9 protein-coding genes are annotated in these 9,994 nt (G+C 67.2%); 2 read left to right on the top strand and 7 right to left on the bottom strand.

The window, feature by feature from the left end; all coding sequences use genetic code 11:
• Positions 1 to 44: 44 nt before the first annotated feature.
• From ACIPIA_RS04560 to ACIPIA_RS04585, 6 genes are read right to left on the bottom strand one after another with little or no spacing between them, the layout of a single operon-like run.
• Complete coding sequence (locus ACIPIA_RS04560; protein ID WP_400507108.1) at positions 45 to 452, bottom strand: RidA family protein; 408 nt, start codon at positions 450 to 452, stop codon at positions 45 to 47.
• 44 nt (positions 453 to 496) lie between these two features.
• The gene (locus tag ACIPIA_RS04565) at positions 497 to 2,137 is read right to left on the bottom strand and encodes a benzoate-CoA ligase family protein (protein WP_400507110.1); all 1,641 of its coding nucleotides are present in this window, start codon (positions 2,135 to 2,137) and stop codon (positions 497 to 499) included.
• A complete protein-coding gene (locus ACIPIA_RS04570; protein WP_400507112.1) occupies positions 2,103 to 3,347 on the bottom strand; it encodes an acyl-CoA dehydrogenase family protein in 1,245 nt (414 codons plus the stop codon). Before ACIPIA_RS04570 ends, ACIPIA_RS04565 begins: the two co-directional genes overlap by 35 nt.
• 1 nt (position 3,348) lies before the next feature.
• A complete protein-coding gene (locus ACIPIA_RS04575; protein ID WP_400507114.1) occupies positions 3,349 to 4,182 on the bottom strand; it encodes an enoyl-CoA hydratase family protein in 834 nt (277 codons plus the stop codon).
• A complete protein-coding gene (locus tag ACIPIA_RS04580; protein WP_400507116.1) occupies positions 4,182 to 4,730 on the bottom strand; it encodes a MarR family winged helix-turn-helix transcriptional regulator in 549 nt (182 codons plus the stop codon). Before ACIPIA_RS04580 ends, ACIPIA_RS04575 begins: the two co-directional genes overlap by 1 nt.
• Before the next feature lies 1 nt (position 4,731).
• A complete protein-coding gene (locus ACIPIA_RS04585) occupies positions 4,732 to 5,487 on the bottom strand; it encodes an SDR family NAD(P)-dependent oxidoreductase (RefSeq protein WP_400507118.1) in 756 nt (251 codons plus the stop codon).
• 236 nt (positions 5,488 to 5,723) lie between these two features.
• Between ACIPIA_RS04585 and ACIPIA_RS04590 the strand changes: the two genes are divergently transcribed.
• Positions 5,724 to 8,054 (top strand): bifunctional salicylyl-CoA 5-hydroxylase/oxidoreductase, encoded by a 2,331-nt coding sequence (locus ACIPIA_RS04590; RefSeq protein ID WP_400507120.1) that lies wholly within the window; start codon positions 5,724 to 5,726, stop codon positions 8,052 to 8,054.
• Positions 8,055 to 8,066: 12 nt separating this feature from the next.
• Here ACIPIA_RS04590 and ACIPIA_RS04595 read toward each other — a convergent pair whose 3' ends face one another.
• The gene (locus ACIPIA_RS04595; protein WP_400507122.1) at positions 8,067 to 9,326 is read right to left on the bottom strand and encodes an MFS transporter; all 1,260 of its coding nucleotides are present in this window, start codon (positions 9,324 to 9,326) and stop codon (positions 8,067 to 8,069) included.
• Positions 9,327 to 9,785: 459 nt separating this feature from the next.
• Here ACIPIA_RS04595 and ACIPIA_RS04600 point away from each other — a divergent pair.
• The coding region (locus tag ACIPIA_RS04600; protein WP_400507123.1) for a hypothetical protein at positions 9,786 to 9,994 on the top strand (209 nt) is incomplete at its 3' end.

Genomic DNA, 9,994 nt, shown 5'->3' on the forward strand with positions numbered 1-9,994 from the left:
TATTTTCGCGGGGCCCCGCGTGCCGTGGCGCGAGGCTGCCATGCTCAATGCGCGACCACCGCCGTCGCCTCGATCTCCAGCAGCGCCTCGGGCTCGACCAGCGCCGCGACGGCGACCACCGCCATCGCCGGGAAGTGCCGGCCGAAGACCTCGCGGTAGATCGGCCCCATTTCTTTGAGGCTGGAGCGGTAGGCCACGATGTCGGTGACATACCAGGTCAACCTCACGATATCCTCGACGCGCCCGCCGCCGGCCTCGACCACGGCCTTGATGTTGAGGAAGGTCTGGCGGAGCTGGCCGACGAAGCCCTGCGCGAAGATGCTTTCGGCGTTCCAGCCGACGAGCCCGCCCGTCACCAACACGCGGCCTTCCGCCACCATGCCGTTGGCATAGCCGCGCGGCTGCGGCCAGCCTTCGGGCAGGATGGCGCGGGAATTGGATGCGTTGGACATGATATCGCCCTGTCAGCGGCCGTTCGGCTCGTGGTTGGAAGGGATCAGGCTTCGCTCTGCGCCAACTGGCGGAGCGCGAAACGTTGCAGCTTGCCGGTTGCCGTCTTTGGCAAGGCGTCGACGAATTCGATGGCGCGCGGATATTTGTAGGGCGCGATACCGGCCTTGACGTGCTCCTGCAACGCCTTCACCAGCACGTCGTCGCCTTTGACGCCCTCGCGCAGCACGACGTAGGCCTTTACGATCTGCCCGCGATCGGGACAGGGCGCGCCGACCACGCCGCATTCCGCCACGGCCTCGTGCATCAGCAGGCAGGCTTCCACCTCCGGCCCGGCAATGTTGTAGCCGGCCGAGATGATCATGTCGTCCGAGCGGGCCTGGTACCAGAAATAGCCGTCTGCATCGCGCAGATAGGTGTCGCCGGTGATGTTCCAGCCATTCAGGATGTATTTGGCCTGCCGCGGATCGGCGAGATAGCGGCACCCGGTTGGTCCGCGCACGGCGAGCCTGCCGGCCGTCCCGTCCGCCACCTCGTCGCCGTTCTCGTCGACGATCTTCGCCTCGTAGCCCGGCACCGGCAGCCCGGTCGAACCCGGCCGGATCGCCTCGCGCGGTGCGCCGATGAAGATGTGCAGCATCTCGGTCGCGCCGATGCCGTCAAGCAGCGGCACGCCGGTTCGCGCCTGCCAGGCGTCGAAGGTCGCCTTCGGCAGGGCCTCGCCCGCCGAGACGCAGATCTTGAGCGAGGAGATGTCGCGTCCGTCGAGCTTGTCGAGGATGGCCCGGTAGGCCGTCGGAGCCGTGAAGACGACGCTGACCCTGTAGCGCTCGGTCGCGTCGATCAGATCGGCCGGGCCGGCCTTTTCGGGCAGGACCATAGCGGCGCCGATCCGCATCGGGAACAGCACGAGTCCACCGAGCCCGAAGGTGAAGGCCAGCGGGGGCGAGCCGGTGAAGCGGTCGTCGGGCGATGCCTTCAGCACGCGGGCGCCGTAGCAATCGCAGATCGCCAGCATGTCCTGGTGGAAATGCATCGTGCCTTTGGGCTCGCCGGTGGTGCCGGAGGTGAAGGCGATCAGGCAGACGTCGTCGCGGGCGGTGTCGCAGGCCTCGAAATGCTCATACCCAGCTTGCGCCATCAACATTTCGAGCTCGCTCGTCATGCTGCCGAACGGGACGATGCGGGCGAGCTCCGGCGCCTGTGCCCTGGCGCTTTCCAGCTCGGCGGTCAGGCGGTGGTCACAGAGCGCCAGTGCGATCCGTGCCTTGCGCAGCGGATAGGCGAGCTCGCCCGCCCGCAGCATCGGCATGGTCGCGACGGCGATGCCGCCGGCCTTGATGACGGCGAGATAGGCGGCGACCATCATCGGCGTATTGCCGGCGCGCAGCAGCACGCGGTTGCCGCTGACCATGCCCAGATCGCGGGTCAGCACGTTGGCGATGCGATTCACCTTGTCGGAGAGGTCGGCATAGCTCCAGTGCAGATCCGCCGCCACGACGGCGGTGCGCCCGCCGCGTCCCCCGGCGACGTGCCTGTCGAGCAGCTCGGCGACGCAGTTGAGCCGCTCGGGATAGGCCAGTCCTGCCTGTTCCAGCCTGAGATCGGGCCAGCTCTCGCGCGGCGGCAGGTTGTCCCGCGCGAAGCTGTCCTTATGCCCCGATCTCGCGAATCCGGTTGCTGTCATGTCGTTCCCCTGCCTTTTCGGCATGTGCTTTCAGCAGGTCGCGCGCGATCACGACCTTCTGGACCTCGCTGGCACCCTCGTAGATGCGCAGCGCCCTGATCTCCCTGTAGAGTTCCTCCACCTTGACGCCCTTGGTGACGCCTAGGCCGCCATGGATCTGGACGGCCCGATCGATCACCCGTTGGGCGTTCTCCGTCGCGACGAGCTTCGCCAGCGCGGCCTCGCGGGTCACGCGGGCGGCGCCGCGGTCCTTGGTCCAGGCGGCGCGGTAGACCAGGAGGGCGGCGGCATCGACCTCCGCCGCGCTCTCGGCGATCGCCGCCTGCGAGAGCTGGAGATCACCGAGCGTGCCGCCGAAGAGCTTGCGGCCATTGGCATGGGCGAGCGTCTCGTGCAGTGCGCGCCTCGCGAAGCCCAGCGCTGCGGCGCCGACGGTCGAGCGGAAGATGTCGAGCGTCGCCATCGCGACCTTGAAGCCGTCGCCCGGTCCGCCGATGCGGTTCTCGAGCGGCACGCGGCAGCCCTCGAAGCGCAAGGTCGCCAGCGGATGTGGCGCGATCACGTCAATGCGTTCGGCAATGGTCAGGCCGGGCGCATCGGCCTCGACCAGGAAGGCGGAAAGCCCCCGGGCGCCGGGCGCCTCGCCGGTGCGGGCGAAGACGACATAATGGTCGGCGATGCCGCCATTGGAGATCCAGCTCTTCTCGCCGTCGATACGCACATGCGAGGAGCCGTCCGGCGTAGCTGTCGTCGCCATGGCGGCGACGTCCGAGCCGGCTTCCTTTTCGGACAACGCGAAGGCGGCGATGCGCTTGCCGGCCGCGATATCCGGCAGGACGCGCTGCTTCATCGTCTCCGAGCCGGCGATGCTGATCGAACCGGTGCCGAGCCCTTGCATGGCGAAGGCGAAATCGGCCAGGCCGTCATGCGCGGCCAGGATTTCGCGTGCGAGGCAGAGCGTGCGCACGTCGAGCTTGTTGCTGAGGCCGCCATAGGCAGCCGGTACGGCCGCCTTCAGGAAACCCGCCGCGCCGAGCGCCGCGACGCGTGCCCGGCAGGCCTCGTCCACATCGTCATGCGGAAGGTCGGCGAGATAGGAATCCGCCCAGCCGGAAAGTTCGGCGGCGAAGGCGCGGTGGCGCTCCTCGAAAAACGGCCAGTCCAACGTGTCGCCGAGGATGTCGAGGCCGAGGTGAGGAGCGCTGCTCATGTCAGTTACCCTCGAAGACCGGCTTCTGCTTCGCGGCGAAGGCGTGGTAGGCGCGGGAAAAGTCCTCGGTCTGCATGCACAAGGCCTGCGCCACGGCCTCGGCCTCGATCGCGCTCTCGACCGACATCGCCCATTCCATCTCCAGCATGCGCTTGGTCATGGCATTGGCGAAGGTCGGTCCGTCAGCAAGCTCGGCGGCCAGTGCCTGCGCCTCGGAAAGCACCGCTTCCGGAGCGCAGATGCGGTTGAGGAAGCCCCAGCGCTCGGCTTCCTCGCCCCTGAGCACGCGGCCGGTATAGAGCAGTTCGGCGGCGCGCCCCTGGCCGATGATACGCGGCAGCATGGCGCAGGCGCCCATGTCGCAGCCGGCCAGCCCGACGCGGTTGAACAGGAAAGCGATCTTGCTTCCGGCGGTGCCGAGGCGCAGGTCGGATGCCATGGCGACGATCGCGCCGGCGCCGGCGCAGACGCCGTCTATGGCGGCGACGACCGGCTGCGGGCAGGCGCGCATCGCCTTGACCAGTTCGCCGGTCATCCGGGTGAACTTGAGTAGGTCCCTGGTCTCCATCGCCACCAGCGGCCCGATGATCTCGAAGACGTCGCCGCCCGAGGAAAAGTTGCCGCCGGCGCCGGTCACGACGATCGCCTTGACCGCTTCCTCCTTCTGCGCCGCCAGGAAGAAATCCGTGATTTCACGATAGCTTGCGAAGGTCAGCGGATTCTTTTTCTCGGGCCGGTTCAGCGTCACCGTCGCCACTTTGCCGGTAACCGCGAGGCTGAAGTGCTCGGGCTTGCAGTCGGCCAGCGGCAGGGTCGTGGCGTTGGCGAATGTCATCAGGCGTCTCCCTTCGCGGCCTCGTCGGCAGCATCCTTCGCCCGGCCGGCGATGGCGCGATGCAGCGAGGTCTTGGTCTCTCCGAGCAGCCGGAAGAGCTGCGCGATCTGCGGCTGGCTGAGGCCTGCGAACAGTTCCGCGATCCAGTCCTCATGGCGCTCGGCCATGGCGCGGAAGGCCTTGCGGCCCTGTGCGGTCAGGGTGAGGATCTGAACGCGCCTGTCCTGCGGCGCCGGGCGCTTGTCGACCAGGCCGTCCGTCACGAGACCCGCGACGACGGCGGTGACGTTGCCGTTCGACACCATCAGCCGCTGCGAGACTTCGCCGACCGTCATGCCGACCGCGGTCTTGTCGAGCTGCGCCATCAGGTCGAAGCGCGGCAGCGTCGTCTTGAACTCCTCACGCAGCCGGTTGCGGATCTCGGTCTCGATCAGGGTCGAGCACGTCAGCATCCGCAGCCAGAGCCGCAATTCGTCCTTGTGGTCGCCCGGGCGCTCGCTCGCCTTTGTTTCCCGGTCCAGCACCAGCGTGGAGGAGGGCGTTTCCATCTCAGAACTCCCCGCCATTGATCAGGAGCGACTGGCCGGTGACGGCGTCGCTGCCCGGGCCGCAGAGATAGAGCACGGCGGCGGCGACTTCTTCGGGGGCGATCAGCCGGCCTTGCGGATTGTCCTTGACCATTTCCGCGAGCGCCAGCTCGCGGCTCTTGCCAGTCTTGGCCGTGATAGCGTCAAGTCCGGAAGCCACCATGTCGGTATCGGCATAGCCCGGGCAGACGGCGTTGACGGTGACGCCCGAGCGCGCGGTCTCGAGCGCCAACGATTTCACCAGCCCGATCACGGCGTGCTTCGCCGCGGCGTAGGCGCTGACATAGGCATAGCCGCGGTGTCCGGCCGTGGAGGCGATGGCGATCAGCCGGCCGCGGCGTCGTTCCAGCATGCCGGGCAACACAGCGTGAAACGGATTGACCGTGCCGATGAGGTTTATCTCCAGCATCCGGCGGAAGCGCTCGGCGTCGCTGCGCATGAACGGCCCGGTCTCGACCGCGCCGGCATTGGCGACCGCGATGTCGAAGCCTTGCGCGCCGGCCAGGCGTCCGATGGCGACTGAGACCGAGCTCTCGTCGCGCACGTCGCAAGTCGCGAAATCCGCGGCCGCTCCTGCCGCCACGGCGGCCTGCAGGGCGGCTTCGTCGCGGCCAAGAACGGATACCTGCGCTCCGGCTCGCGTCAGTGCCGCGGCAATGGCCCGGCCAATACCCCGTCCGCCGCCGGTCACCAGTGCGCGCTGTCCCTGCAGAGTCATGGTCGCTCGGCCTCCTCCAATGAATATATTTTAAGTCTCAAGGAATTTGCAAGCCCTTGGGGATGCGCCCCTCCGGCGGTCGTGGGGTAAGCTCATTGCTTCAGTTGCTTACAGGCGCTCTGCCTTTGAGGGAGGTCCTTCGGCGTGGCGAGAAGCGAAGGAGCTTGAATTCGAAAACATTTCAGGCTTAAAATATTTTTCGAACTGGAACTGACTGGTCGCGGATGGAGGCGTCGATGCGCATCGCGGTTGTGGGCGGAGGGCCGGCGGGGCTCTATTTCGCGCTGCTGATGAAGCGGGACTGGCCGGAGATCACGGTCGACGTTTTCGAGCGCAATCAGGCGGACGATACGTTCGGCTTCGGCGTGGTCTTCTCGGACCAGACGCTCGACACGTTCAGGGCGGCCGACGCGAAGAGCTATGCCGCGATCCGCGACAACTTCGCCTATTGGGACGACATCGAAATCCACTTCAAGGGCGACAGCTACCGCGTCCCCGGAAACGGCTTCTGCGGCTGTTCCCGCCGTTCACTGCTGATGCTGGTGCAGGAGAGGGCGCGCGAGCTCGGCGTCAGCCTGCATTTCGGCAGCGAGATCGCCGATGTCGAGACGCTCCGGCGTGAATACGACTTGGTCGTCGCTGCCGACGGCGTCAACAGCCGCCTGCGCGAGAACTGGCGCGAGCGCTTCCAGCCGGAAACGGACCTGCGCCCCAATAAATTCGCCTGGATGGGCTCGACGCGCCCCTTCGATGCCTTCTCCTTTTTCTTCAAGGAGACGGAGCACGGGCTGTTCATCGCCCATTGCTATCAGTACGAGGCAGGTCGCTCGACCTGGGTGCTCGAGACCGACCCCGGGACCTTCGAGAGGGCGGGCCTGGGAGCGATGGATGAGGCGCAGTCGGCCGCGTTCCTCGAAGGCATCTTCGCCGAGGAGCTCGAGGGCCACAGCCTTATCACCAACCGTTCGCTCTGGCGCAATTTCCCGATGATCCGCTGCCGCAACTGGGTGGTGGAGAACGTCGTGCTGATCGGCGATGCCAAGGCGACGGCGCATTTCTCGATCGGCTCCGGCACCAAGCTCGCGATGGAAGACGCCATCGCGCTGCACAAGGCCATGGGGCAGGCGAAGCTCGATGTCGCGGCCGGCCTGAAGCTGTTCGAGACGCAGCGCCGCGAGGAGGTCGAGAAGACCCAGCACGCCGCGGACGTCTCGCTGGTCTGGTTCGAGGAACTGAAGCGCTTCTGGGATTTCGAGCCGCTGCGCTTCGCCTTCGGTCTGATGACCCGCTCCAAGGCTATCACCTACGACAACCTGGCCCTGCGCGCACCCGAGATGGTCTCGGCCATCGACAGGCTCGTCGCCGACGGGCTCGGTCCGCTGGCGCGCCGGCGCAAGGACGGCTCACCCGTGCCGCCGGCCTTCCAGCCCTTCAAGCTGCGCGAGATGCGGGTCGAGAACCGCATGACGCTCTCGCCGATGTGCCAGTATTCGGCACAGGACGGGCTGCCGACCGACTGGCACATGATGCACTATGGCTCTCGCGCCATCGGCGGACCGGGTCTAATCTTCACCGAGATGACCTGCGTCGCGCCCGATGCCAGGATCACCCCCGGCTGCACGGGGCTCTGGAACGATGAGCAGGAAGCCGCCTGGAAGCGCATCGTCGATTTCGTCCATGCCCATTCCGCGGCGAAGATCTGCCTCCAGCTCGGCCATGCCGGGCGCAAGGGCGCGACCAAGCTGATGTGGGAAGGCATGGACCGGCCGCTGCAAGAGGGTGCGTGGCCGATCGTCTCGGCCTCGCCCTTGCCCTACTACCCTGAGAGCCAGGTGCCGCGCGCGATGACCCGCGCCGACATGGACCGGGTGAAGGCGGAATTCGTCGCAGCGGCCGAGCGCGGCGAGCGCGCGGGCTTCGACATGCTGGAGCTGCATTGTGCCCATGGCTATCTGCTGGCGAGTTTCCTTTCGCCGCTGACCAATCGGCGCACCGACGAATACGGCGGCTCGGTCGAGAACCGCCTGCGGTTCCCGCTGGAGCTGTTCCGGGCACTGCGCGAGGCCTGGCCGCGCGAGAAGCCGATGTCGGTGCGCATCTCAGCCACCGATTGGGCCGAGGGCGGCCTCTCCGCGGCGGATTCCGTCGCGATCGCCGAAGCCTTCGCTTCCGAGGGGTGCGACCTCGTCGATGTCTCGACCGGCCAGACCGCCAGGGAATCGCGCCCTGTCTACGGCCGCATGTTCCAGACGCCGTTTTCCGACCGCATCCGCAACGAGGCCGAGGTCGCGACGATGTGTGTCGGCAACATCACCTCGGCCGATCAGGTCAACACGATCATCGCCGCCGGCCGTGCCGATCTCGTCGCTCTCGGGCGGCCTCATCTGGCCGATCCGTCCTTCGTGCTGCGCGCTGCGGCCTGGTACGGCGTCGATGTCGCCCAGCCGGTGCAGTACCAGCCGGGCAAGGACCAGCTGATGCGCAACACGCCGCGCGAGCGCGAGGAGTTGCAGGAGCTGAAGCTCAAGGCCAAGCCCAGCCGCCACGCACGCGCGGCCGAAGCCTAGCGAGCGGATGGCCTACTTACCGCCCTGCGAGCGGCCGGAAGGCGAGACGTCGGGGATGGTCGGCGCCGTTGCCGGGCGCTCGCCGAAGGGGCTGGCCGAAGGCGGGTTGCGCCTGAGGCGGAAGGCGAGATAGGCGCCCGCCGCGGCCGACAGCAGGCCGAGATAGGCGAGCAGGCCGTTCGGCCCGACCGCCTGCATGAATGCGGTCGAAACGAGAGGGCCGATCGCCGAGCCCGTCGCCCATAGGAACAGCAATTGCGCGGAAAGGCCGAGCGCACGCTCGCGCCCCAGCCGGAAATAGGCATGGGCTACGGCTACGGTATAGATCGGCATCGAGCCCGCGCCGATCAGCGCGAACAGGCCGAACAGCCAGAAGCGGGCATGGGGCAGGGCGAACCAGAGTACCGCGCCCAGCGCCAGCGAGCAGAGCACGACCGAGAGCGTGGCGGTCAGCATGATGATGCGGCTCTCGACACGGTCCGCCAGCAGGCCGAGCGGCCATTGCAGTACCAGGGCGCCGATCTGGATGCCGGCGGTCAGCAGGATCGCCCAGGCCTGGTCGAGGCCGATCAGGATGCCGTAGGCCGGTGCGACATTGGTCAGCGCACCGCCCATCAGGCCGACATAGAGGCAGCCGATGACCGAGGCCGGCGCATATTGCCAGATCGTGTTGAGCCGGACGGAGACGACCTCGCCGGACTCCGGCCCCTTCGCCTTGGTCATGCCCACCGGGATCAGCGCGATCGAGAAGGCGGCGCTGGCGAGCAGGAAGATGTCGTTGGACTGCAGCGAGACATAGCCCACGCCGATCTGAGAGCCGATCAGCGCGAGGCGGTTGAGGATCTGGTAGAAGCCGAAGATGCGGCCGCGCTGGCCGGCCTTGGCCTGGCCGCTGATCCAGCTCTCGATGCAGATGGCGTGGCCGGCTCCCGCGAAGCCCATGCCCAGCCGCGAGATTCCCCAGAGGTCCAGCGGTGTCGTCGAGAAGCTCAGCGTCAGCACCGCCTGCAGGGCGGCGAAGACGGCAAAGGCGCGGATATGGCCGACGCGGCGGATGAAGGCGGGTATCACGAAGCAGCCGGCGAGGAAGCCGACCGAGTAGGCCGAGCCGACGATGCCGATCAGCAGCGGCGCCTTCTGCTCCAGCGCCATCTTCAGCGGCACGGCCGTATTCACGATCGTAGCGGCGACCTGGAGGATCAGCGCACCGCTGACGATGGCTCCCAGGGCCGCGACGGAACTCGTCTTCGGCTCAGCCGCTGCTTCGCTCACGTCGGTTCCGCTCCCCTGCGCAGGCGCCATGAAGGCCTGAGATTGCTGCGGCGACAAGCCCTGCGTCTGCGATGCTTGCGACATATCCGATTCGAAGGCCGGTTTGGGAGGAACGGGCTGGCATGTCAGCCTTGCCCGAAAAGATGGGCCAATCGCGGCGGCCCGGAAAAAATCTTCGTTCTCCGTTCTTCCATCGGATGGCCTTGATCGTGCCGCCTTTGCATCGTCTTGCACGGCCCCGCCGGCCCGGCCTTCGATAGGGCAGCACCCGCAAAAATTATCGATGCGGTTCACCGGCGATTAACCAACACAGCGCCTTATCGAAGCAGAACGAAGTTTGAGTTCTCCTGGCATGTTCGGTCACAACGCGACGCGCATCGCGCCTCCCCCTGTCGGGGCGCGAACGGCGAAGCTGTGCCTGCCGCCGGGCGTGGCGTAAGCGTATCGAGAGTGCGGCGGATGACCTATGCGACCTATGTGCGGGAAGGCGGTGCACCCTATGTGCGCTCGCGTCGTCGCCGCAGGCCTGTCCTGAAAGGGTTCTTCCTCGCTGCAGCTCTCAGCTGCGGGGCGATGTCCGGCTTCTGGATGCTGGGGCAGACCCCGTCGGGGACCGACGTCGGCAACGTGCCTTCCGCCACGGCCCGCAAGGCCCATGCCGGGCGCGC

Source organism: Allobosea sp. CER48, assembly GCF_044752385.1.
In the GTDB taxonomy this organism is placed as follows: domain Bacteria; phylum Pseudomonadota; class Alphaproteobacteria; order Rhizobiales; family Beijerinckiaceae; genus Allobosea.

What these genes read in the sequence shown, in the direction of transcription:
- ACIPIA_RS04565 (WP_400507110.1), bottom strand. Translation starts at nt 2,137, where the DNA reads ATGACAGCAACCGGATTCGCGAGATCGGGGCATAAGGACAGCTTCGCG.
- ACIPIA_RS04575 (WP_400507114.1), bottom strand. Translation starts at nt 4,182, where the DNA reads ATGACATTCGCCAACGCCACGACCCTGCCGCTGGCCGACTGCAAGCCC.
- ACIPIA_RS04560 (WP_400507108.1), bottom strand. Translation starts at nt 452, where the DNA reads ATGTCCAACGCATCCAATTCCCGCGCCATCCTGCCCGAAGGCTGGCCG.
- ACIPIA_RS04580 (WP_400507116.1), bottom strand. Translation starts at nt 4,730, where the DNA reads ATGGAAACGCCCTCCTCCACGCTGGTGCTGGACCGGGAAACAAAGGCG.
- ACIPIA_RS04585 (WP_400507118.1), bottom strand. Translation starts at nt 5,487, where the DNA reads ATGACTCTGCAGGGACAGCGCGCACTGGTGACCGGCGGCGGACGGGGT.
- ACIPIA_RS04590 (WP_400507120.1), top strand. Translation starts at nt 5,724, where the DNA reads ATGCGCATCGCGGTTGTGGGCGGAGGGCCGGCGGGGCTCTATTTCGCG.
- ACIPIA_RS04570 (WP_400507112.1), bottom strand. Translation starts at nt 3,347, where the DNA reads ATGAGCAGCGCTCCTCACCTCGGCCTCGACATCCTCGGCGACACGTTG.